General features: G+C 71.8%; 15 protein-coding genes. 9 read left to right on the top strand and 6 right to left on the bottom strand.

Translation table 11 applies throughout. From position 1 onward, the window contains the following. Positions 1 to 30 precede the first annotated feature (30 nt). The 4 genes from OG937_42220 to OG937_42235 form a co-directional block, all read right to left on the bottom strand. Positions 31 to 1,140 (bottom strand): extracellular solute-binding protein, encoded by a 1,110-nt coding sequence (locus tag OG937_42220; protein ID WUD77862.1) that lies wholly within the window; start codon positions 1,138 to 1,140, stop codon positions 31 to 33. A gap of 315 nt (positions 1,141 to 1,455) precedes the next feature. Next, positions 1,456 to 3,057, bottom strand: coding sequence for an ethanolamine ammonia-lyase reactivating factor EutA (locus OG937_42225; protein WUD77863.1), 1,602 nt, complete (start codon positions 3,055 to 3,057; stop codon positions 1,456 to 1,458). A gap of 28 nt (positions 3,058 to 3,085) precedes the next feature. Then, positions 3,086 to 4,222, bottom strand: coding sequence for an ethanolamine ammonia lyase-activating protein (locus OG937_42230; GenBank protein ID WUD77864.1), 1,137 nt, complete (start codon positions 4,220 to 4,222; stop codon positions 3,086 to 3,088). A gap of 91 nt (positions 4,223 to 4,313) precedes the next feature. Continuing rightward, entirely contained in the window at positions 4,314 to 5,075 is a 762-nt protein-coding gene (locus tag OG937_42235; GenBank protein ID WUD77865.1) for a 2,3-bisphosphoglycerate-dependent phosphoglycerate mutase, read from the bottom strand. A 142-nt stretch (positions 5,076 to 5,217) separates the two neighbouring features. Between OG937_42235 and OG937_42240 the strand changes: the two genes are divergently transcribed. From OG937_42240 to OG937_42260, 5 genes are all read left to right on the top strand, one after another. Beyond that, a complete protein-coding gene (locus OG937_42240; protein WUD77866.1) occupies positions 5,218 to 5,541 on the top strand; it encodes a (2Fe-2S)-binding protein in 324 nt (107 codons plus the stop codon). Positions 5,542 to 5,632: 91 nt separating this feature from the next. Beyond that, complete coding sequence (locus OG937_42245; GenBank protein ID WUD77867.1) at positions 5,633 to 6,919, top strand: aromatic ring-hydroxylating dioxygenase subunit alpha; 1,287 nt, start codon at positions 5,633 to 5,635, stop codon at positions 6,917 to 6,919. 1 nt (position 6,920) lies between these two features. Then, positions 6,921 to 7,421, top strand: coding sequence for a 3-methyl-2-oxobutanoate hydroxymethyltransferase (locus tag OG937_42250; GenBank protein WUD77868.1), 501 nt, complete (start codon positions 6,921 to 6,923; stop codon positions 7,419 to 7,421). An 11-nt stretch (positions 7,422 to 7,432) separates the two neighbouring features. Further along, positions 7,433 to 8,278: a 3-methyl-2-oxobutanoate hydroxymethyltransferase gene (locus tag OG937_42255; GenBank protein WUD77869.1), complete on the top strand. Its 846-nt coding sequence runs from the start codon at positions 7,433 to 7,435 to the stop codon at positions 8,276 to 8,278. Between the two features lie 27 nt (positions 8,279 to 8,305). Next, positions 8,306 to 9,163, top strand: a complete 858-nt coding sequence (locus tag OG937_42260; GenBank protein WUD77870.1) for an alpha/beta hydrolase — start codon at positions 8,306 to 8,308, stop codon at positions 9,161 to 9,163. Between the two features lie 91 nt (positions 9,164 to 9,254). Here OG937_42260 and OG937_42265 read toward each other — a convergent pair whose 3' ends face one another. Next, complete coding sequence (locus tag OG937_42265) at positions 9,255 to 10,526, bottom strand: MFS transporter (protein WUD77871.1); 1,272 nt, start codon at positions 10,524 to 10,526, stop codon at positions 9,255 to 9,257. A gap of 113 nt (positions 10,527 to 10,639) precedes the next feature. On the opposite strand from OG937_42265, the gene OG937_42270 reads away from it, so the two are divergent. Next, positions 10,640 to 11,545, top strand: a complete 906-nt coding sequence (locus OG937_42270; protein WUD77872.1) for a LysR family transcriptional regulator — start codon at positions 10,640 to 10,642, stop codon at positions 11,543 to 11,545. Here the strand turns inward: OG937_42270 and OG937_42275 are convergent. Next, positions 11,505 to 12,011 carry a hypothetical protein gene (locus OG937_42275; GenBank protein WUD77873.1) on the bottom strand — a complete coding sequence of 169 codons (507 nt, stop codon included), beginning with the start codon at positions 12,009 to 12,011 and terminating at the stop codon, positions 11,505 to 11,507. The two genes, OG937_42270 and OG937_42275, sit on opposite strands and share 41 nt — an antisense overlap. A gap of 372 nt (positions 12,012 to 12,383) precedes the next feature. Here OG937_42275 and OG937_42280 point away from each other — a divergent pair, with 372 nt between their 5' ends. From OG937_42280 to OG937_42290, 3 genes are read left to right on the top strand one after another with little or no spacing between them, the layout of a single operon-like run. Beyond that, on the top strand, positions 12,384 to 12,695 hold the full coding sequence (locus tag OG937_42280; GenBank protein ID WUD77874.1) for a hypothetical protein: 312 nt from the start codon (positions 12,384 to 12,386) through the stop codon (positions 12,693 to 12,695). 21 nt (positions 12,696 to 12,716) lie between these two features. Then, on the top strand, positions 12,717 to 14,834 hold the full coding sequence (locus tag OG937_42285) for a serine protease (protein ID WUD77875.1): 2,118 nt from the start codon (positions 12,717 to 12,719) through the stop codon (positions 14,832 to 14,834). Further along, positions 14,831 to 24,208, top strand: coding sequence for a hypothetical protein (locus tag OG937_42290; GenBank protein WUD77876.1), 9,378 nt, complete (start codon positions 14,831 to 14,833; stop codon positions 24,206 to 24,208). The genes OG937_42285 and OG937_42290 overlap by 4 nt, the downstream gene beginning before the upstream one ends. Positions 24,209 to 24,247: the final 39 nt, after the last annotated feature.

The raw sequence follows: 24,247 nt of genomic DNA on the forward strand, positions 1-24,247 counted from the left end.
GAGGGTGCGAGAGGGGGTGTGGGTGTGCGGTCAGCCGGTCGCGGGGACGCCGCGCAGCAGCGCGTCGTAGGCGTCGTTCCACTTCTTGCTGTCGGTCTCGGCGGTCTTGGAGAGGCTGTACGTGGTGGTGCCCGGCGGGATCGGGTCCTTGAAGCCCTCGACGGCCTTCGCGGCCGGGATGCGCAGGGACCCGGCGATGACCTTCTGGCCCTCGCTGAGCACCCAGTCGGTCCACAGCAGCGCCGCGGCGGGGTGGCGCGGGTGGGCCATCAGTCCCACGCCGTTGGGCCGCAGGATCACCGGTTCGACGACCGGCTTGTACGTCACGGGCGCGCCCTTGCGGGCGGCCTTGTCGATCGTGTGGGAGTAGACGGACAGGGCCACGGAGAACTGGCCCGCGCTGAGCAGTTCGCCCTGCACGGTGTGGCCCTTGGTGACCTTGACGTTGGCGGCGATGCGCCGGAAGAGGTCGTCGACGGCGGAGGGGCTCATGCCCTTCTCGTCGGTGAGGTAGGTGTGCATCGACGCGTACCAGTCCCAGTCGCCGATCTCGACGGAGAGCCTGCCCTTCCACCGGGGGTCGGCGAGGTCGGCGAAGTCCTTCGGCTCCTGGCCGGCCGGGACCTGGTCGGTGTTCCAGCCGACGACGAAGGCGTTGAAGCGCTCGGCGGTCCAGCCGCCGAACTCCTTTGCGGCGTCCCTCAGACCCTGCTCGGCCGGCCCGTCGTAGGGCGTGAGCAGGTGCTGGGAGTCCAGGGCGCGCAGCTCCAGGTCGTTGGTGTCCACGACGTCGTTCTGCGGCTTGCCCGCCTGGTTCTCCTGGAGCGCCCGCTGCAGGACGGTCTCGGAGTTGGCGCGGAACGCCCGGACCTTGATGGCGGGGTAGGCCTTCTCGAAGCCGTCGACGAGGTCCTGGATGTCGGTGTTGGAGGTGTAGAGGTCCAGCACCCCGCCCTCGGAGCGGGCGTCGGCGAGCAGCTTCTCGGTGCGCCGGCTGCCGGTCAGCGCGGCGTAGTCGGCGTAGGGGTCGGCCCCTTCGGGTGCGGGGCCGCCCGCCCCCGTCGTGGTGGGCGCGGAGCCGCAGCCGGCGAGGACGAGGCCGGCGGCCAGGAGGCCGGCGGTGAGGGCACCATGACGCATCGCACACTCCTTGGACGAAAGCCGGACGGGGTCGTCAAGAGCAGTCGGATGAGCGCAAAGCCGTGGGGGGAGGGGACCGGGGGCGGGCCCGCGGTCAGCGGGACGGGTCCTTCACGACCGGTGGCGGCCGGTCGGGGACGACGCCCGGTGGCCGCCGGGCCCTTCGGTCCGCCGGCCCGGCCGGCCGCTGTCACACATCGGTGTCACCTTCCGGTAGCCGGGTCTGTCCCTGCATGAAACAGGAGGTTAGGTCTTATGGTCTAACCATCGGACTTGGATGTTACGTTATTGTTACCGGTCGGGGTTGACGCACCGTCAAGCGTCGGCAAAGCCCCCCTGGTAGGGGTCCTCGCCGAACACCAGGGACTTGATCGTCACCGGCACCGTGCCGGACGGGTGGCGCATCCGCCCGATGTCGATCCAGTCGAAGTCCCGCAGGTTCAGCCCGTCGACGACCAGCACGTCCACGGCCACGTCGAGTTCGTCGCGCAGCAGCCGGCCGAGCGTCATGGCGACGTCCCCGTCGAGCATCACGTACACCGGCAGTCCGCGGTCGATGCGTTCCGCCAGGCCGTCGCGGATGCCGCGGGCGAAGGGCAGCAGCCGGTCGTGGCCCGGCGGCCCGCTCCACGACATCGCGAGGGCGACGTCGGCGTCGTCGCGCCCCGCGTCCAGCGCGACCAGCCGGCGGCGGACCGCGGCGGCGACCGCCTCGGGGTCGACGGTCTCCCCGAGCTCGTACACCGGCCTGACCACCTGCAGGTTGCGGCGTGGCAGCAGCGCACCGGGATCGGTGACGCACCCGGTGTTGCCGCTGAGCTGGACGCTGTACTCCGAGGCCCCGAGCGCCGTGGCGCGGATGCACTCGCCGGGCGGCAGCAGCGGGAAGGGCAGCGCGCCGTCCTCGACCCGGCGGCGCAGCGCACGGCCGAGCGGGCGGCCGAGGTCGCCGAACCCCCGCCGCTCCCGGTCGTACACGTACTCCGCGACGCCGCCGGAGAACATCACCCCGTCGAAGGGACCGGCGTCCGGCAGGGGATCGGTCAGGTACAGCCGGCCGGCGTCCGGGGGAGGCGGATCGCCGGGAGCGGTCAGCAGGGAGACGAGGGCGTCGGCCATCGTCTCCGCCACCCGCTCGGACTCGGCGTCCTGCACGGTGTCGCCGAGTTCCCAGCCGTACCCCGCGCGGGCCGCGTGCCGGCGGCCCGCCGGATCGAGCCGTACGAGACGGCCCCGTTCGTCGGTCACCTGCAGCCGCCCGCCGACGTGCACGGCGGCGGTGGCCACCACCTGCCCGCGGTCGACCACGGCGAGCTTGGTCGTCCCGCCGCCGATGTCGACGTTGAGGATGCGCTGTCCGCGGTCGTAGGAGGCCTGCGCCGCGCCCGATCCGTACGCGGCGAGCATGGCCTCCATGTGGTGGCCCGCCGTCGCGGTCACCAGTTCGCCGCCGCGCTCGGCCAGCACGCCCGCGACGGCCTCCGCGTTGCGCCGGCGCAGCGCCTCGCCGGTGAGGATCACCACCCCGGTGTCGACGTCCGCGGGGTCCACGGCCGCGTCGTGGTAGGCCTTGTCGATGATCGCGCCGAGCGCACCGGCGTCGATGTGCTCGGCGCTCGCGTACGGGGTCAGTTCGACGGGGGACCGGTACACGGTGTCCCTGCGGACCACCAGGTACCGGCTCGTCAGGTCCTCCCCGATCCGGCGCAGGTGCAGCCGGGAGAAGACCACCTGGGTGCCCGACGACCCGATGTCCATCCCGACGCTGTGCAGCGTGACGTTGTCCTGCCGCCAGATCGGGTTGTCCTCCAGGGCGCCGGCCACGTCGTCGTCGTGCACGTGGTCGTGGGCGGGGGTGTGCGCCGAGTGGACCGTGCGCACCCCGTCGTCGTCGCTGTGGTCACCGGAGTGCCGCACGGTTCCCGCTCCTTGGCTGTGTCGGTCGTCAGGCGGAGACGGATTCCCCGGTCGGCGCGGGCGGCAGCGTGGCGATCTCCGCCTCGTACACGGCGTCCATCCGTGGCTCCATGCCGTGCTTGGACAGTGCCTCGCGGAAGGTCTCGCGCACGAAGGGCGACTCGTCGGCGTAGTCGATCTGGTCGCCGCCGATGCGCCGGCTGATCCAGGCCTTGGGCACGCCCTGGGCGTTGCGCACCGAGACCACCTCGTGCTTGAAGGCCAGGTAGCGGGCGGGTTCCGGGCCGGTGTTGAAGTGCTGGTGGAACCACATGTTGGGCGGCACGATCAGCGAGCCGGGACCCCACTCGTAGCGCCGCGGCTCCTCGCCCTCGGGCCACATCAGGCTGTAGCCCTCGCCGGACAGGATGATCACGTGGGCGCCTGGGCCGTGCCGGTGGCCCTTCTTGTAGGTGGCGGTCGGGAACTGCGATATGTGGCTGTTCATCGAGCCCTTGGCCATCGCGAAGCGGATGTGACCGCCGCCCGCACCGCGCTCCTTCGCCTCGACCAGCGGCAGGTTGACCGCGTCCGCGACGAAGTTGGTGTCCAGCAGCAGGCCCTTCTGCTCGCCCTTGGGGGAGAAGTAGTCCGGCTCGCCGGCGAAGCGGTCGGTGAAGTCCCTGGGGGTGTGGAAGACGAAGTCGGCGTCCCCGTAGAGGTTGATCACCGGCGGCAGGTTCGTGGAGGAGACGAAGCGTGCGGTCTTCCGGCCGGAGCCGTTGAAGTGCTGGTGGTGGGCGTTGAGCGGGATCGCGAAGATCGACCCGCCCTGCCACTCGAAGGTGACCTCGGCGCCGGCGTCGTTCCAGACCCGTGTCGAGCCCTGTCCGTCGAGGACGAGGATCATCTCCTCGAACAGCTGCCGCTGGGGCGCCAGCCTCCCGCCCGCCGGGATCTCGCACACGTAGCAGTCGTTCGAGGTCCGGGTGGCCTCGTGGTTGATGAACACGCCGCGCCCGCCGCGCCGTTCCCACGGCTTCAGCTCGACCGTGCGCAGGTCGGGCACGTAGTGGGCGGCGATGATGTCCAGCCCTTCGGCGGCGACCCAGCGGGTGTAGGGGGATTCCTTCTCCGTGGCGAACTTGGCCGCCAGTTTCTCGTTGACGATCGCGTCCTTGGCCATGCGTCGGCCCTTCGTGGTTCGGCTCTCACATCACTGAGTGGGCTGAGTGGGTGGCAGATTGGTAGAACCATAAGTCCACCGTGAAAGCCCGTCAACGCTGTGTCGCACTGGGTTCGCGCCCCTGCCCGGCCACCTCCGCGGCGGCCGCGGCGGCGCCCGGACCGAGGTAACGACCCCCGCGCAGGACCGGTCGGAGGTCCTCGTCCAGGCCGTAGACCAGCGGGTTCCCGGTCGGGATGTTCAGTGCCGTCACCTCCTCGCGGCCGAGTCTGTCCAGGTGGGCGACCAGTGCCCGCAGGGAGTTGCTGTGGGCGACGACCAAGACCGTACGCCCGGCGCGGAGATCGGGCACGACCGCGTCGCGCCAGTGCGGCAGCAGGCGTTCCGTGACGTCCGCCAGCGACTCGGTGCGCGGCAGCAGGGCGGGTGGCAGGTGCGCGTAGCGGGGATCGTCGCAGGTGTCCCATGGGTCGCCCGGTGCGATCGGCGGCGGGGTGCCGTCGTACGAGCGGCGCCAGTGCCGGAACCGCTCCTCGCCGTAGCGGCGCAGCGTCTCGTGCTTGGCGCGGCCCTGGAGCGCGCCGTAGTGACGTTCGTTCAGCCGCCAGTGGTGCGTCGCCGGTACGCCGGGGCGGCCGGCCGCCGCCGTGGTGAGCGCGCCGGTGCGCACCGCGCGGGTCAGCACCGAGGTGTGCAGCGCGTCCGGGAGCAGTCCCGTCTCGCGGAGCAACCGGCCGCTATGCCGGGCCTGTTCCTCGCCGCGCGCCGTCAGGCCGACGTCGACCCAGCCGGTGAACCGGTTCTCCGCGTTCCATTCGCTCTCGCCGTGGCGGAGCAGGACCAGTGTTCGCATGGCGCCGATTGTGGCCCGCGCGACGGTCCCTTGTTTCGTTCTCACGGCATCTGGTCTAATGGACAGACCATGAACCGATGGCCATGGTCTTTCGGCCTGTCCATCGCTTCGGCAATGTCCCACCACGAGAGAAAGAGGGACCGTGCCCAAGGTGATCTTCGTCGGCAGTGACGGTCCCGAATACACCGTCGACGCGGCGGTCGGTGACTCGGTCATGTCGGCCGCGGTCAGGAACGGTGTCCCCGGGATCGTCGCGGAATGCGGCGGCAACCAGTCCTGCGCGACCTGCCACGTGTGGGTCCGCGAGGAGTTCGCGGCCCTGGTCGGCCCGCCCGGCGGGATGGAGGACGACCTCCTCGACCTCGCCGTCGAGGAGCGGCGCGACACCAGCCGTCTGGCCTGCCAGATCCGCGTCACCCAGGACCTCGGCGGACTGACCGTCGACATCCCCCCGCAGCAGCCCTGACCGCCCGGCCGGCCCGGCCGGCGCTGCCGCACCGCACGCTCACCCACCGATCCGCCGCCGCCCGGCGGTCAGTTCCGAAAGGGAAACGGCCGTGCTCAGAAAAGACATCAACGAGCTCCTCACGCAGACCGGCCCCGGCACGCCCATGGGCGAGCTGTTCCGGCAGTACTGGATCCCCGCACTGCTCGCCGAGGAGCTCCCCGAGGACGACTGCCCGCCGGTGCGCGTGAAGCTGCTGTCGGAACGCATGGTCGCCTTCCGCGACAGCGAGGGACGCTACGGCCTGATCGACGAGTTCTGCGCGCACCGCGGCGCCTCCCTCTGGTTCGGCCGCAACGAGGGCTCCGGGCTGCGCTGCCCGTACCACGGCTGGAAGTACGACGTCACCGGCCAGTGCGTGGAGGTCCCCTCCGAGGCCGACAACAGCAGCTTCTGCCAGAACGTCCAGCTCACCTCGTACCCGCTGGTCAGGATCGGCGACGTGCTGTGGACGTACATGGGCGACAAGGCCACCCAGCCGCCGCTGCCCGAGTTCGAGTGGTGCCACGTGCCGGCCGAGCAGACCTACACCTCCAAGCGCTGGCAGCAGTGCAACTGGCTGCAGGCCTTCGAGGGCGGCATCGACTCCAGCCACGTGACGTTCCTGCACTCCGGCGGGCTGAAGACCGACCCGCTGTTCAAGGGCGCCAAGGGCAACGAGTACAACATGAAGGACACCAAGCCCTTCTTCGAGGTCGCCGACAGCGAAGGGGGACTCTTCGTCGGTGCCCGTCGCAACGCCGAGGAGGGCACCTACTACTGGCGCATCACGCCCTGGGTGATGCCGGCCTTCACGATGGTGCCGCCCCGCGGCGACCACCCCGTGCACGGCCACTTCTGGGTGCCGATCGACGACGAGAACTGCTGGACCTACTCCTTCGACTACCACCCCGTCCGCGCCCTCACCGACACCGAGCGGCAGGCGATGGCCGACGGCCACGGCGTCCACAGCAAGAACATCCCCGGCACCTACCGGCCCGTCGCCAACATGGACAACGACTACCTGATCGACCGTGAGGCCCAGCGCCGCGGCGACACCTACTCCGGCGTGGCCGGCATCGCCATGCAGGACGCCTCGCTCCAGGAGAGCATGGGCCCGGTCGTGGACCGCACCCGCGAGCGGCTCGTCCCCGCCGACAGCGGGATCATCAAGGCCCGCCAGAAGCTCCGCAAGGCCGCGCTCGCCCTGCGGGACCAGGGGGTGACACCGCCCGGCGTGGACCCCGAGCACCAGCGGGTCCGCTCGGCGGCGGTGGTCCTGCCGCAGGCGGAGTCCTTCCTCGACTCCTGCCGCGACGCGGTCAAGGTCACCCCCGGCGTCCCCCAGGCCTCGGTCTGACATGGCGGCGCCCACCGTGTACCCGAGCGAGAGCGCGCGGGCGGCCTCCGCCGGCGAGGCCCGGTTCAGGATCCGCGTGCCCATCGCGCCGGCCCGCGCCGCCCGCGTCATCGGGCTGGACGGCCGGGCGACCGCCGTCGCCCGCCGGCTGGCCGAACACCCCTGGGCCCACGCCCGGTTCTACACCGGCGGCGGCCCCCGCCCGGCCGGGACCGACGACCCCCTGCTGCACGCCCTCGACGGCACGCCCGCGTCGCTGCCCGCGGTCCTGGACGGCAGCGACGTCGTCGTCGTCCTCGCCACCGAGGACGGCGGCCGGGCCACGGCCGCGACCATCGGCCGCTTCTGCTGGCAGCACGGCATCACCACCGCGGGCGTCGTCCTCGGCGACGGCTTCGAGGCCGACGACGCCGTCGCGGCGCTGCGCCCCTACGCGCGGGTGCTGCTGCTCTCCGCCGACGAGGGCGACGTCTTCGAACTGCTCACCGCACTCAGGGTCTAGGAGGACGTGGCATGCCCGGCAAGACCAGCCTGCGCGATCTGCGGCGCATGAAGGAGGAGGGCCGCAAGATCGTCTGCGTCGTCGCCTGGGACCACCAGATGGCGCGCATCGTGGACCGGGCCGGGGTCGACCTGGTCTCCGTCGGCGACACGGTCGGGGTCAACCTGTGGGGGCACGCCAACCCCCTGGAGATCACGATGGACGAGATGCTCGTCGTCGCCAAGGCCGTCCGGCGCGGCGTCAGCAGGGCCCTGCTCAGCGCCGACTTCCCCTTCGGCCCGCTCCAGGAGGGCACCGGCAGCGCCGTACGGGCGGCGATCCGCTTCGTGAAGGAGGCGGGCGTCGACATGGTCAAACTCGACGGCGCCCCGGACTTCCTGGAGGCGGTGGAGGCCGTCACCCGCGCCGGCATCCCGGTGTTCGCCCAGTTCGGCATCACGCCCCAGACCGCACTGCGCTACGGGGTCGCGTACCGGGCGGTCCCCTCGGCCGCCGACCAAGTGCCGGAGGAGATGACCGACGCCCTCGTCGCCGAGGCCAGACGGCTGGAGGACGCCGGCGCCGCGCTGCTCAACTTCACCAACTCCGGACCCGTCGTCGGCGCCGCCGTCGCCGCCGCCGTCTCGGTCCCGGTCGTCGGCGGATTCGGCGGCGGCCCCTGGCTCGACGGCCGGATGCGGATGGCCCACGCGGCCATCGGCTACTCCGCGGACGCCATCGACGACCCGCCCGAGACGTACGCCAACGTCGCCGCCGTCACGCTCGACGCGATCACCGCGTACGCGGCGGACGTCCGCGCGGCCCGGCAGATCCCCGGCGGCGTGCCCGTGCCGCCCGCCGTCCCGCCCGCCGGCTGACCCGCACCACCGAGAGGACCGCCGCGCATGCCCACCGCCGTCATCGACGGGATCCCCACGCGCTACGAGACGGCCGGCTCAGGGCCGCCGCTGCTGATGTTCTCGCCCGGCGGCTTCGACTCCAGCCTGGAGGGCTGGCGGACGGTCGGGGTGTACCGGAGGCTGCGGCTGCTCGACCGGCTCACGGAGCGGTACACCTGCATCACCTTCGACCGGCGCGAGTCCGGGCGCTCCGGCGGCCGGGTCGAGCGCCTGTCCTGGGCGGCCTACGCCGCCCAGGGCCGCGGCCTCCTCGACCACCTCGGCATCGCGCGGGCCCACCTGATGGGCGGCTGCGTCGGCTGCTCGACCGCGGCCGCGCTCGCGGTGGCCCACCCGGAACGGGTGCTGGGCATGGTGCTGTACTCCCCGGCGGGCGGGGTGAGCTACCGGATGAAGCAGCACGCCCGCTTCGAGCGCCACCTCGCGTACGCCGCCGAGCACGGGCTCGGCGGGGTCGTCGACCTCGCCAGGACCACCGGTGCCGGTTTCACCGCGGACCCACGCGTCGGACCGTGGGCCCATGTCATCCGCGGCGACGCGGAGTTCGCCGACGCCTACGCCCGCACCGACCCCGAGCGGTACCGGGTGACCGTCGCCGGGTCGGCCCGGCTGCTCTTCGACCGCGACACGGTCCCCGGCCCCGAGCCCGAGGACCTGCTCCTGCTCGACGTCCCGGCCCTGGTCGTCCCCGGCCAGGACGACTCCCACGCGCCCTCGGCGGCCCGCTACCTCCAGGAGTGCCTGACGCGCTCGGAGTTCTGGGACGTCCCGGTCGCGGAGCAGACGGCGGTGACCGCGGCGGACCGGGTGCTGGGGTTCCTGGGCGGCGCGGACGGCGGGTGACGGCCGTCGCGGCGTCATCGGCGTGGTGCCGGGCACCGGCCGGGCGGGCCCCCGTATCTCCGTGGGGGCCCGCCCGGCCCCTCGGCTGTGCTCAGCGGCGCAGGAGGCGGCGGCTGACGATCGCGCAGATCGCGATCAGCACGGCGGCGAAACCGAGGAGCGCCAGCCGCTGCGAGACGTACAGCGTGCCCACGCCGAGCCCGAGGACGGGCACCGCCAAGCCGATGTACGCGGCCAGGAACAGGCCCGCGAGGGCCTCGCCGCGGCGGCGCGGCTCCGCCAGGGAGACGACCGTGGACACGGTGCCCTTGAAGAGCACGCCGGCACCGGCACCGGCGGTCATGCCGCCGGCCAGGAACAGGCCGAAGCTCGGCAGCCACACGGCGGCGGTCACCGCGGCCAGTCCGGTGACCATCGAGGTGAGGCCGGTCGCCAGCTGACGCCGGGCGCCGACCCGCAGCAGCAGCGCCTGCGCGCCGGCCGCGCAACCGAAGTCCAGGAACGGCACCAGACCGGCCAGCGCGCGCGACGGGTGGTGCAGCGTACCGGCGACGAACGAGGGCCCCACCGAGGTGAACAGGCCCAGCACCGCGAAGGCCGCCAGGGTCGCCCCGCAGGCGGCGAAGAACGCCGGGCGCGCCGCCGGGGGGACCGTGACGCGCTGCGGACGGTAGGCGGGTCGCTCCTCGGCCCGTTCCACGGTCTCCGGTACGAGCGCCACACCCGCGGCGGCGAGCAGCAGCAGTCCGAGGAAGACCAGGTACGGGGTGCGCAGCGGCGCGCCCGCGTACTGGGCGAGCAGTCCGGACAGCAGCGGGCCCACCGCGAAGCCGCCCATGTTGGCGGTGGTGGAGATCAGGTCGGAGCGGCCCCGTCCCGCATGCGGCCGCGCGGTGGTGTGTAGCTCCGACAGGTGCGCGGTGGCCGTGGCGGTGATCATCCCGACGCCCAGCCCGGAGACGACGCGGGCGGCGATCACGACCCCGAGCGACGTGGACGTCAGGAACATCACCGCCGAGAGGCCCTCGACGATCACGGCGGTCAGCAGGACGCGGCGCCGGCCGAGCCAGTCGGAGACGTGCCCGGCGAGGAAGAGGCTCACGACGACCCCGACCGCGTAGGCGGCGAAGGCGACCGTGACCATGAAGGTGGAGAAGCCCTCACGGGCCTGGTAGAGCGCCCACAGCGGGGCCGGGACGGCGGTGAAGGCCATGGCCACGAGGAAGGCGAAGGCGATGACCCAGAAGCCGGAGCCGTGCCCGAGGGGGCGCCGGCGGTCGGAGCGGACGGGAGGGCGGGCGGTGACGCCGGCGCGGGGGGCGGGCCTGCCGGCGTGCCGAGCGGTGGCCGTCTGGGGGGACACAATCTTCTCCTGAGCAGACGAAATGATTGAACGCTCAAAGAGTGCGTCGGGCGGTACCATCGCGTCCAACGATGATTCGTGCTTGCATCGATCAATCTGATGGATGGTCAGTCATGGAGCTCCGCCACCTCGAGTACTTCCTCGCCGTCGCCGAGGAGCTGAACTTCACGCGCGCCGCCCGCCGGCTGCACGTGGTGCAGTCCGGGGTGTCAGCGGCCGTGCGGGCCCTGGAGCACGAGCTGGGGGCGCCGCTGTTCGAGCGCACGTCCAAGCAGGTCGCCCTCACCGCCGCCGGGGAGGCCTTGCTCCCCGAGGCCCGGGCGACACTGGCCGCCGCGCAGGCGGCCCGGGACGCCGTCGGCCAGGTCGCCGGGGGGCTGCGCGGCACCGTACGGGTCGGCACGATGACCTCCATCGCCCTCATCGACCTGCCGGGGCTCTTCGGCCGCTTCCACGCCGACCATCCCCGGGTCGGCATCCGCCTCAGCGCGTCGATCGGCGGTACCGCGGGCCTCGTCCAGGGCCTCGTCGACGGTGAGCTGGACGTCGCGTTCGTCTCGCTGCCCGGCAGGCCGCCGGCCGGGCTGACCGTCCGGTCGCTGGCCACGGTGCCGCTCACGGCGGTCCTGCCCGCCGGCCATCCGGCTGGAGCCGGATCCTCGGTGGACCTCGCCGACCTGGTGGGGGAGCGCTTCATCGACTCGCCCGTGGGCTTCGGGAACCGCCTGGTCGTCGATCGGGCGTTCGCCGCCGCAGGCCTGGAGCGCTTCGTGGTCATCGAGGTCACCGACATCACCATGACCGCCGACTACGTCCGGCAGGGCCTCGGCGTGGCCATCATGCCGTCCTTCGCGGTCGCCGCGGACGACCCGGGCGTGTGCGTGCGCCCCGTCGCGGACGGGCCCCTCGAGTGGTCGCTGGGGGTCGCCTACTCCTCGGTGCGCCGGCCCGGCGCCGCGCTCATGGCGCTGCTGGCGCTCATCGGCCGGTTCGTACGCGTCCCGCCCGGAGCCCCGTGAGGACGGCCGTGGTGACCAGGGCGTACGCCACGTGCGGCACGAGGTCGGAGATCCAGTCCGACCGCGACCAGGTGCGCGGATCGGTCACGCGCAGCACGGTCATGGGGCCGTTGGTGCCGATCAGCGCTCCCACGGTCGCCGTCGCCGTCAGCACGGCCGTGGCCGGGCGCCAGCCGCAGCCCACGGCCAGCCCGAGCGTCGCGCCCATGCCCGCCCCGGCCGCGATGCCCGTGAGGGCGCCCAGCGAGGAGATGCGGTTGCGGCGGGCGCCGTCGTCGCCGGGGATCGGTACGTGCGTGGACTCGGAGAGCCGCTCGACGGTGGTCGCCGGGGCGGAGCTGGCGGCGCGGCCGCGCAGCAGCATGTCCAGGTAGCCCACGGTGTTGAGCGCCGTCGTGCCCGCCGCGCCCGCGGCCGCCCCGCACAGCACCCCGTGCACGGGTCCGAAACCGTTGCGGGCCGTCACGGGATCACCGCGCCACGGTCGGGCGCGCCGTCGCGCCGGGTGGAGGGAGTGCCGGTCGTCGCGTGCATACCTTCCAGTAACGCGCCGGACCCCGCACCGCGCCACCGGAGCGGGGGGTGCGGACGGTGCGGCAGCGGGTGAACGGCGGGATGCACTCATCGGCCCTCCGCCGAACACTGCCCGCGAGGGTTGTAGCCACCATTCTTCCCGCGCGGGCAATCAGTGGATACCGCCGAATGACATCCCGATGAGGGCTATGATGCCTGGACCTGACCATGTTCTGGCATTCGCCAACGGATACCGGTGTACGGGCCCTTGAATTCACGTCAGTTCCTGGTCAGCATGGACGGGGCGCAACAGCATGGGGGATCGGTGGACGACGCGGTTGAGTTGGCGGATGTGATCTGGAAGCTGCGGTCGGAGCTCACTCGGGCAGCTTGGGGCGGAGAGCACAAGGACCTCAGGTTCAAGGCCGAGAAGGTGGAACTCGAACTGACGGTCGGGGTGGAGAAGGTTCGCGACCCCAATGTGAAGGTCAAGTTCTGGGTATTCGACGCCGGAGTCGGCTCGCAGCGGAAGAACGTGTCCACACAGACCATGCGGTTGACCCTGCTACCCGTCTTCGCGGCGACACCGGACGATCCGGCCCTCATCGGCGGTGCGGCGGTCGACGACGAGAAATAGTCCGTGGCTCGGCGGTGACCGGTGAGTACGTTTCACGTCGGCCAGGTCGCGGAGATCATCGTCCTGCTTTCCGACGGGGAAAGACGCGGGTCGGGTTACCAGATCTCACGCTCACGTGTGTTGACGGCGGCGCATGTCGTCGCGGACGCGGAAATGGTCGCGGTTCGCTTTGACGCAGATCAGCCCGAACAGTGGAAGTCGCTCAGCACCGTCGAGTGGTTGGACAACACGCGCGATCTCGCCTTGCTGACTCTCGACCATGAACGTCCAACCGTCGCCGTCCCGGCGGGTTTCGCTCGTCTGGGGGCCGGTCACGAGGAGATCGAGGTGCACACCGCGGGCTTCCCGAAGTGGAAGCTGCGCAAGGACGGGGACAACAAGAGATTCCGTGACCTGCACCAGGCGTTCGGCCGTGTCGCGCCGTTGTCGAACCGACGCAGCGGGACGCTCGAGATCACGCTGAGCGGGGCTCCGGCTCGGTCCTCGGACGGTTCGCCCTGGGAGGCGATGTCCGGAGCCGCGGTGTGGGCTGCGGACCGCATCATCGGGATCGTCACCGAGCACGACTTCAAAGAGGGTCTGGCCCGGTTGACCGGAGCACGCCTCGACCTTGCCCTGAAAGACGCGCAGGACGCCGATGGCCGACGTCTGAGCGACATGCTGGGCATCGATCCCGCAGCCCTGCCCGACGCGACCGTCCCACGGGCGCAGCCGCGGCCGGCACCCTCTCCCGCCCTGCCCGGGCTGCGTGCCTACCGGCTGCCGGTGGACTGGATCCCCGGTGGCGGTCCGTGCCCGGTGAACGATGCCCACCTCGCCGACCTCGGCGCGCTGTTGTGTCTGGAACGAGGTCCGGCCACCAATGTGGTGGCGGCTCGGCCGGGTACCGCGCTCGCGGCGGCGCTGTCGGCGGTCGAGGAAGGGCCGGTCCGGCGTGGCAGCGGTCCCGCCAGGGACTTTCCGGAACGCTCGTGGCGCGTGGTGGACGCCGAGACCGCGCTGCGCGACCTGCCCGCCACTTCGGCGGTGACCGGCTTCGTGGTGCCATGGCCCGTCGGCGTCCACCTACGAGGGCCGACGGGTGCCAGGTCGGTCCGGGAGGTCCGGGCCCAGATACGTGCGGCTGCCCCTGACGCGTCCGTCGTCGTGCTGGTGGAGGCGGAGCAGGCCGTCGATGCGATCGCTACCGCCACGCACATCGGCCGTGACCTCCGCGCCGGGCGGACCGGCGAGCGGGTGGAGGTTCTGACCTTGATACGTCCTGGTGAGCCCCCTGACGAGTCGTCCGGCACGGCTGCGCACGGAACAGCGGAGCCCGACGGGCACCGGTTGATGGCGACCGTCGCCGCGGAGATGCAGATGCGTACCTTGGCCGCACCTCCCTGCCCGTACGACGGTGAACCGTTGCCACCGCAGACGGATCCGATGGCGGTGGCCAGTGCGGTCGTGGAGATGCTGAACCGCAGCGCGGCCTGGGGGCCGCCGGAGCGTGAGGCCCATGCGCTGGGTCTCGTCCGCGACTTCGCTCCGCGCTACTTTCCCGCTCTCCTCCGCCGGCACGCGGCGCACCGATCCGGTCGCACACGGTGGGCCTCGCTCTCCGCGGTGGCCGGGATCGACGACCACGTCACGATCTGGCTGGAAGCCGTGCCCGAGGTGGACCCGCCGTCGCGGGTGCCGCGCCTGTTCCGGGACCGCCGGATCGTCGAGTCCGTTCTGCTCGGACTGCTGCGCACGGGAGCCGGCGATGTCGGCGCATGGCGAGAGGCGGCTGCCAACGGACGCTGCCAGTCAGTCCAGGAACTGGCCGACTACCTGGCGTCGGACCGCCCGGCGGCCGAGTTCCTTTCCCACGCCTCGGCCGGGACCGTCGTCGCGGCCCTCAGGGCGGAGCAGTACCACCTGCTCAACGGGGGAACCGCTGTGCCCCAGGCGTCACAGGCCTGGTGGGCGGTGCTGGGACGCAGGCCCCTGACGGAGTCCGCCGTGAGGACTCTTGCCGCCCTGAGCGTGGAGTCGCGCCGTGTGGCCGGGTTCACCGTCGACCGGAGCGAGACGGACCCGGACCTCGCCGAATTGACGCACCAGATGCGGATGGCGATGTGGCCTCCGCTGCCAGGAAAGGAAGCGATGGGATGAGCCTGCTCGCGGACTGGTACTTCTGTACGGCGATGCGTCTGTCGCCGGCCGACACCCACGCATTCCTCGACACGCTGGGTGTCCTTCGCCGCACCGACGCGGAGCGGGCCGACCTCTTGGACGCGGCGGAGGCGCTCAAGTCGTCACCCTCCTGGCTGCAGCTCTACGCGTTGCGTCCGCTGCTGACCGCTCACGGGCGGTTGGCCGACCGCACGGCGGCAACCGCCGACGGAGCTCCGGGCCCCGAGGGGGCCGAGGTCGCTGCGGAGCGGAGGGAACGGGCCGCCGAACGCGTCGAGGAGGGCAGGACCCAGTCGGGGTACGGCGACGCCGAGCTGGGACGGCGCATCGGCGAGCTGTGCGAGGCAGTGCTCGCCACGACGGATCATCCGTTGGCCGCCCACCTGGGCACGGTTCTAGGGGCGGTGATCCAGGATGCCGACGGAGCGCGCCGCGTACTGCTGAAGGACATCACGAAGCCCCTCGCCGAGGAGCCAAGGGGGGCACTGGGTCCCGATCCCAGCCCGCCTTACCACGATCTGAACGACCACATCGTGCCCACCGTCACGGTGATCGCGCTCGCCGAACTGACCCGCCGTCGCCCCACGTCGGCGGCACAGGACTGGCTCGGGGAGAACGCGGACCCGGTCGCCGCGGCCGCGCTGCGGGGTGAGTACGGCCGTTTGGCGCTGCTGACAGCGGTCGAGGCCTCGGGCCGAGCCGACCCTCAGGCACGCGACGAGGTCTGGCGCAACCTGTGGCTCGACGGCAGGGGCGCTCCGCACCTGCAGCCGGACCTGCTGGACGCGCTCTCCCGCCTCTGGTTCGGTCATCCCGACACAGAGGACCCGCCGTCGGTGGCCGAACTGGAAACGGAGGCGGTCACCGGAGACGATCTGGCACTGTGGGCCCGCGCCAGGCGTCATGACACGTCGGCGTGCGCCGAGTTCTACGCCCTGCTGACCGGGCACACCAATGGAGCCTGGGACGCGATGGGAGCGGTGCTGTGGCAGTCGGTGCTGTGGTCGCTCGCCGCCGAGGTGGACCCGGCGGGGGCCGCGGCACGTCTGGCACGCTGGTGGCGGACGCCGCGACGGACACCGGGAGAGACGGTGACGGTGCACGTCGGCAGGATGACGACCCGTGCGACGGAACACCTCTCACTGCTCCACCAACTGAGCCGGGCGCCGGGCAGCCGTGTCGTGGTCGACGAGGCGCCGGTCGATGAGACCGGCGAACGGGCCGGCTCGACCGTCTGCTCGCCGTGGGTCGACCGGTGGCACGACGGCTGGGACCACATGCGCAGGAACGGACCTGCGTTCCGCTTCGGGTCTTCGGGGCCCTCGGAACCCCTCGTGCGCCTGCTCGCGGCCGCATCCCTGTCGGTGTCCCTGCTTGCCGCACTGCCCGAGGCCAGGGAGGAGCAGGAGCACGATCACCTGACCGCCCTGGTGCTCCACACCGTCGACGTTCTCCGTGACCAGGCGACGCTGCTCACCGACCTGGAGCTCGGCGAGTACACCGGCGACCACCCGCTCGGTCCGGCGCTCGCCTCCCTTGTCTGGCATGTGTACCGGGTTCTCCAGGAGACCGGGGCCGGCCACGATCCCCGGGTCGATCCCCGACGATTCGCCGCCTTCGCGGCCCGTGTGCTGGAGGACGACGCGTCGGCCGACCTCGAGGACAACGAACAGTCCGCACGACTGGCGCGCCAAGCAGTCGGCGCCATCTGCACGATGTGGATCCGCCGCGCCTGGGTGGAGTCCAGCGCCATCCGCCCGGAAGAGGGGCCCGGGCGCTGGTTCCTGGGCGACCCGCCCCTGGCGCTGCGCGTGCTGATGGCGGGGCTGGACCGGCTCAGTCTGCTTTTGACGCAGTTTCGTGCCCTCAAGCAGCAGGAGTCGCGGCGTCGCGGGAAGCTCGAGAAGGAGCGAGCACGGCAACAGCCGGGCACTGCCGCGGAGCCGGTGCGGACCCGTTCGGTGTCGCTGACCCGAGGGTTGTGGACGCCGGACCTGATGCCGACGGCGCAATTGCTGAAGGAGATATACCCGGCCGACTGGCCGGACCCGGTGGGCAGTCGGTGGCCGCAGCTGGACCTGGACTGGTACGGCCAGCGGGATGGACTGCGGAAGTTGTACGAGCCGCGCCTGCGACGGGCCGGAGACGATCCCGAGGCGGTCACCGTCAACACTGTGCGTGCCGAGCGGTTGCTGCTGTCGCCCCGGTATCCCCTTCAGGTGTGGCGTGAGTCCACCCCCGACCTCGAGGGCTGGGCACGCGTCGACAGCGCGCCGATCACGATGCGCGCGCTGCGGTTGGTGGCACTCCTGCAGGATCACCAGGCCGTGGCCTCGGACGGGTACCGCGAATGGATCGAGGACTGGCTCGACCGCATCCACGCCGTGCAGCGCCGTGAGGAACTGTCGCTCGACGTACGGGCCATCATGATCCGATTGCTCGCACCTGCCGTACCGGGCGGCGGTGTGGACTACGAGAGACTCCTGTCCTCGGTGCACGGGGCGACGGTCGATGCAATCATGGAATTCGGCTCGTCCACGCCCCGTCACATCGAGATGCTGCTGGAGCAGCTCGCCGGCTCCGTCGGCCTGGCGCGGGAGGCCACCGACCGCCTGCGTCTGCGTGCCCTGGAAACGATCTACCGCCAGAGACAGTACCGGGGGCAGCAGCTGACGTTGTGGGGCGTCTCGGAAGTCCGCCGGGAGAGAGATGCGGCCGTCAACCGGGAGCTGGCCATACGCCGGTATCTGGACGGCATCGCGGCATCGGCGCATCAGGAGTCGGAGCGCGTGCCCGTGCTGGAGCGCGCGCACGCGTTGTGGGCCCGCACACAGCTGCGACCGCTTCTGAGCGGAACACGCGTGCCGCTGACGGACCGGCGCCACCGACGGGGCGAGGGTGTACCGGAACTGATCGTGGCCGCAACGGCCACGGACCGCTTCCGAGCGGAGGAGATCTCCTATCTGCTCGACGTGGTGAGTCCGGCGACGGTGCGGAGCCCGAGGCGCACCGGCCGGGTTCACGACCTGTTCCCCAGCGAGCGGTACCGGCAGCAGATGCTGCAGGAGATCACGAAGTCGGTGCGCACGGTCTTCGCCGTCGTAACGGAGGTCGAGGACGCCCGTGTCTGGCTGAACGCCGGGCTCGGCACCCCGTTGCCGTACGACGGGGCTCCTGAAGGTCTCGGAGTGCGGACCGGTGACGTCGTGGCCGCGGAGATCCGCGGGGGGCCGGCCGCCGTGGTCTCCGTCCGGCGCTTGCCGTGGCCCGAGCCCGAGCCCGGTGAAGTGCGCACGGCCACGGTACGGATGACACGTCCGTGGCTACGGGTCGAGGTGGACGGTGTCAGCGGTGCGGTGTATCCGAACGGTGACGGTGCGGTGGCCGACTCGGTTCGCCGACGCTGGGATCCCGATCTGTCACGGGCGTTCAGCGGGCAGGGTGGGGGGCCGGTGACCGTTCCCGTCCGGTGGGACGGTGAACTCCGGCACTGGGTGCCGGTCGAGCGCTCGCTCAGCGAACTGATCGTCAAGGAACTCGACTCTCCCGAAGGAGCACGGCTGGTCCACGCGGGTGGCGATCTGTTCGTCACCCGGCCGGGCTTCCTCTACCGCCTCACCGACGCCGACTGGGAGGACCCCGAGGCCGTCGCCGCACTGCTCGACGGGCAGCCGGGAGGGGTCATCCTGCAAGTGGACCGGGCTGCCACCGGGGGGCCGCGTCTGCGGGTCACCGCCGACGACAGCCGGAACGTACGGTGGCTACGCCTGTTCAGCGGCAACGAGCACGAATTCACCATCGCCACCAAGAGCGACCGCGGATACAGAATCGAGGTCGATCCTCCCGAAGGCTTTCCCCCCGCGGTCGTGGCACGCGGAGCGGAGGGCGGCCCGCAGCGCGCCTACGTGATCACCGCCCCGTGGAGCGAGCGGCAGGCTCGCTTGGCCGAGGTCACGGTCACGCTGGTACCCGTCAGCGGGGTGAAGGACCGGCACTTCCCGACGGTGGAGCGGTTCGAGGAGGTGTGCGGTGTGGCCGTCGGCGCCCGGGTGACGCTCCGGCGGATCTTCTCGCACAGTCTCGAGAACGCGCTGGTGTGGGCGACCACGTCGACCGGGGTCGCCGTGCGGCTGGAGACCGACTCGCTGACCTTGCTGAATCCAGAAGAGGTGGGGAGGTCGGCCGGCGGCATGGTCAGCGGCCGGGCCGCCGACGTGGTCCGGGTGTACAAGTTGCCGGTGCCGCGGCCACCGGGCTCGGCCATGACGGTCGAGGAGCTCGCCACGCGCGTCCACACGGACGGCGCGGACACGGCGGAGGTCCGCCGGCAGGTCTCGTCGGCCGACGTGGCGGAAGGTGTGGTCGTCGCGCGCGCCTCCGCGCCGGGACAGGGCGGGGACACGATCTACGGCACGTGGTGCCGCTTCGGCGACCAGGTCCATTACGTCGAGCTCCCCCAGGAGCACCTGGGCGCGACGATCGCCCAGTTGGTGGGCCAGACGTTCGTCGGCACGCGTGACGGTGCGCAGTGGACTTTCCGGTTCTCTCCGAGGGAGATCACCGTACGCGCCCTGTTCGAGGTGCGGACCGGAGCGGATGTCGACGGACCCGAGGTCTTCGTCGGTTCCGACGGTACCGCCGATCTTTACCAGCACCCGACACGACCCGTGCTGGTGCGCCGCCCCGCGGCCGGCGGAGACGCCATCCGCCGGCTGGACCTGGCCACCGCTGACGTCACACTGCTCGACCGCCGGCCCATCACGATGCGCACCGTGGCGGTGCGCACCCGCAAGGACTCGGTGGTGCTGTTCGGCGGCTCGTCGTTCCGTGAGGACGTCGGCGACGCCCAGGTCGTGGGCGTCCGGCTGGATCTCACCCCGTCGCGCTCCGGCCGGGGGGACCGCGTCCGCGCGCGCCGCACCTTCTCCCTCCGTGCACGCTCGGCTTCGGCCCCCCGCCGCGTACAGCAGGTCGACCACGCCGGGCGATGGCAGCGATTCCTCGCGGCGGGGCACGATCACGTGACGGGGAGTCTTGCCAAGACGCACGTCGACATCACGGGCGGCCTCAGGCCCCCGGGGCCCGACGGCAAGCTCTCCGCCCGGCTTCCCCTGCTGCCGGGTGAGGAGCCCGCGGTCGCCGGGGTGCCCTACCGCACCCTGGGCGTCCGGGTGAGGCTCGTGCCGCACGGGGACGGATACGCCGCGTCGTATGCCACGGCCACCCCGAAGACTCTGCCCGAGTTCATGCGCCTGATGCATCAGGAGGTCACCGCAGGCGACGTGAGCCGGCCCTTTGCCGATGCCCTCTACTACGTGTCCCCTCCTACGGCCCAGTTGGACGCCCACGTCTTCGAGTGGGGATACGGGTGGACCGTCGCTGTGCCGGCGGGCAGACTGAGCGTCGCGGGCACCCCGGACCGGCGCGGACTGCCGCCGCTGTTCCACGGTGACCGCATCGAGGCCGCGAGCTTCGTGGCGGCCGACGACGGCGGTGACCCCGTCATGGTCATCGCCTGGCGTGACATCCGCCCCAGGTACGTCACGCAGATCGTCGACGAGCGGCGCCAGCAGTATCTGCACCTGCTCGACGTCGAGGTCGGCGTGGCCACGGGGACCTTGCGGGTGATGAGGGCGCAGGCGGGGCGGCGTCGCGGCGACGACCCGTTCCGCAGCGCGGAATGGGTCCCGTTCCCCGCGACCCTCGACGACGACAGTCGGAAACTGGTGCTCGAGCAGTTGCGGCAGAGCGGCGAGACGGGTCTGGTGCGGCGCCGGATCCTGGCCAGGTTCGACAACGAGACGGCGATCTCCACCGGTGGCCGGGAACGGATGTTCCAGGCCGTCCGAGCGGACGGAGCCGGACTCAGGGACAAGGACCGCGTCTTTCTGACGGCCCGACAGATCGAGCAGACCAGCAACGAGCTCACCGTGATCTTCGGCATTCCTGACGCCCTCAACACCGAAGACCTCTCCGTCCGCGTGAACCGGCGGGAGTTCTCCTTCCGCGAGAGCACCCTCGCCAGACTGCTCGCCCGGGGGCTGGACGTGGAGAAGGCGGAGGTCGTGATGCTCGTCCGGCTCACCGCCCCCAACCGGAAGGGCGTGCGTCACGGCTCGATCAAGGACGGCCCGGCGCGGCGGCCCGAGACCCTCGTCAGCTATCTCGCGAGTCGTGGTGGCTCCTGCTACGCGGTGTTCGGCAGGGTCGCCACCCGTGGTGCGGGACGTCTGGAGATCGCGCCGGGTGTCCTCTACGGTACGGCCGGTGTGGTCGGCGCGGAGGAAGCCCGACACGGCTCGGTGGTCCGCCTCGTACTCGACGACGCACGACGGGTGGTCCTGACGACCGCGCTGCCCGCCGACCAGTCCTACGTCGGAGCGAAGGGCCGCGCCGCGGTTGTCTTCCCCAAGTCGGACCTGTTGCGGCGGAACTCACCGGAGCGCCGTCGCGACATGGGGTCCGGGTTCGTGGTGTCCGGCCTGCCCGATGTGCAGGCGTCGCCGGTGAACGGTGCCGGAGCCGAGGTCCTTGCCGCTCCCCATCCCAAGATCTGCTGGTTGAGGGAATCGCGCGACGGCTCGGTTGAGCTCCGACTGGCTTCCCCGAACGAGGCGCGTGTCGCCCGCCTGGTGCGGCGCGACGCCGACCGGCCCGCGGAGGTGCGGCCTCGCGTGTTGCCCGGGGAGCCGCGGGGGGAGCGCGACACCCTCCCCATGCCGTGGGCCCGGATGTCATTCACCTACACCACGGCCGGCAGCATCGCCAGAGCGTGCGCCGCGCTCCGGTGGCAGCACCATGACCGGTACACAGGGCACGCCCGCGGGGATCGGATCGTCGGACCGTATGAAGTCAGCCCCGGCAGCCTCCTGTTCGACGGCGTCGCCTTCGATGACGACGCCGGCTGGACGCTGCGGTACGGGCCGGACCGACTCGCCGCCTTCGGCTTTCCCGCCGGCGAACTGCTGGACGGACCCGCACGCGAGCGCCCCCTGACCGTGGCCGGCGTGTCCGCCGACGGCGGGGGCGTCTGGGTGGAACTCGGGCCGGGGCGCTTGGTGGAGATCCGCGGTGCGCTCGTCACAGCGGAAGGCCGTACCGCCCTCACCGGGCTGGACTGGCCGGCCTTCGCCCCCGGGGACCAGATCGGTCTGTCCCAGGACGACTCTTCACAGGACGCCCACGGCTGGGAGGCGAGTCAGGAGTCCTTGGTGCTCACGTCCTGGCGGACCACGGTGACCGGAGCGCTGCCCCGTGACGACCGTGACGCCCGGGTCCTGCTGCCGGTGCGAGGTACCGACCGTGGAGGCGGGGCGCTCCACCTTGCGGACGGGCAGGGGAGACTGGTCTACCCGCTCGACAGGACCGCACTGACCGCGCTGCAGGGTGTCGAGGCAGTATGGCTCGACGCCCGCAACGACGTGGAGCCGTACACGGCCGGATCGGTCCGGCCAGGTGACACCGTGCTGCTCATGGCGGACGAGCACGGCCGGCTGACCGTGGCCGGACTGCCCGATGTGGAGGTGCGGGTCGCGCCCCGGGGGGACCGCAACTGGCCGGGGTACGACTGGCTGCACCGGCGACTCGCGCATGATTCCGGCCGACGGAACCTGCTCGAGGCCTTCGACGGGCAACTCCCCGTCACCGTGCACAGTGTCGGCATCGACCGGCCCGTGGTGACCGTCTCGCGGGAACGGCAGCCGTCGGGCTTCTGGCCGCGTGCCCGGCAGGTGCGAACGGAACTGCTCGCCGCGTCGGGTCGGCAACTGCTGCTCCGGTCCGGCGCGGCGGTGTACTCGGTCTCCCTCGACGAGGCGGTCCTCGGCGTTCCCACGACGCTCGCCGGGCAGGTGGCCGCGGCCTTGGACGGAGCGACGCGCAGCCGCCCCCTCGTGCTCTGGTGGCGGGTGGACGAGCAAGGTGTGCGGCAGTCGGGACTGGCCGAGTCGGCCGGCGACGCGGGACCCCAGGACGTGGTCGTCGTGCTGGAGGCCGAGGTGGCGATCGACGGGGCAGCCGTCGGCGTGGTGTGCCGGGACGTGGCCACCTCCAGGCTCCACTGGCTGGGGGCCGACCAGGCCTCGTGGGTACGGGACGTCGCGGCCGGGGACCTGCTGGCCAACCTGGCACGCGCCAACCGGTTGACGGCGCGGCTCCGCCCCGACGGCAGCCTGTCCGTCAACACCCGCCCGGCCGTCTCCCACCAGCTCAGGCGCTTGCAGCTGGGCCAGTCCCTCCGGCTCGTGCTGGGCGAGGGACGTCCACGGCCTGCCGGGGACGGCACGTGGCGGTACATCGCCAGACTCGAGATGCCTCCGATCCTGATGTCCTATGTGTCCACCGACCCGGAATTGACGCCGGGGACCTCCCGTCTGACCGAAGTCGACACCGTCGACCGAGGGGGCCAGCCGTCGGTGACGACGGTGGACGCGAACAGCCGGCGAGTCACCCTCGATCTCCCTCGTTGGCTGACGGTGGCGCACCAGGCGATCGTCGAGGACGGCAGCCCCGGTGCCGCCCTCGGCCGGTTCGACGAGTACCGCCGCTGGTACCGGGAGGGTAGGGGCGGAGTCACCGGCGACGCGCCGACCGAGGCGGTGGTACGCCTTGCCGGGGACCTGGTCGACGGAGCCGAGGTGGACGTGCGGCAGCTCCGCGAGGTGACCACTCGTTGGATGGCCGCCCACGGCCGGGCCGTCTTCAACCTGATCGGTGACGAGGAGATGGATGCCGCCCCCCTGCTCGCCGGGGCGCTCGTGATGGACGCGCTCGCCGGCCGGGACCGGGACTGGGATCCGGTGGTCGTGCTGTATCTGCACCAGATCGGCCGACGTGCGGCGGCCAGCCTGCACACCGAGCAGCTTGCCACAGCGTGGGTGGGGGAGCCCGAGGTGCATCATCTCGGCGGTGCGTGGGTCCGGCTGCGCGCGCTCTCCCTGGCTCGTGAGCTTGAGCCCCGGCAGGTACGGCAGTTGCGTGAATTCTGCAGGGCGATGCTCACCAAACCGGTGCTGCGCAACGTCGAGAACGCTCTGGCACCCGTCGCCCGTTCGTTGCTCGCCGCCGTCGGCGAACTCGAATCGGCTGAGGAGCTCCTGCGGGACGCGACTGTTCTGGCCGGGCCGGCGACGTGGGCCAGGACCTTGCTGCCTCCGTCCGGTCACGCGACCGCTCAGCCGACGCTGCTCGGGCGGCAGCGCGAACAGCTTCGGGCGCTGGCCGATCACGTGGTCAATGACGCCGTTCCGCTCACCCTGCTTCCGGTGGTGGCACCACCGTTCGGGTCCGAGGGCGACCTGGCACGGCGGGTGCTGCGCAACCTTCACAGCACCTCGGGTCCGTCCCCCGACTGACCGTGTGCGGCGCCGCAGCTGTCCGGGGGTCTGCGAACG

This window comes from Streptomyces sp. NBC_00510, assembly GCA_036013505.1.
In the GTDB taxonomy this organism is placed as follows: Bacteria; Actinomycetota; Actinomycetes; order Streptomycetales; family Streptomycetaceae; genus Actinacidiphila.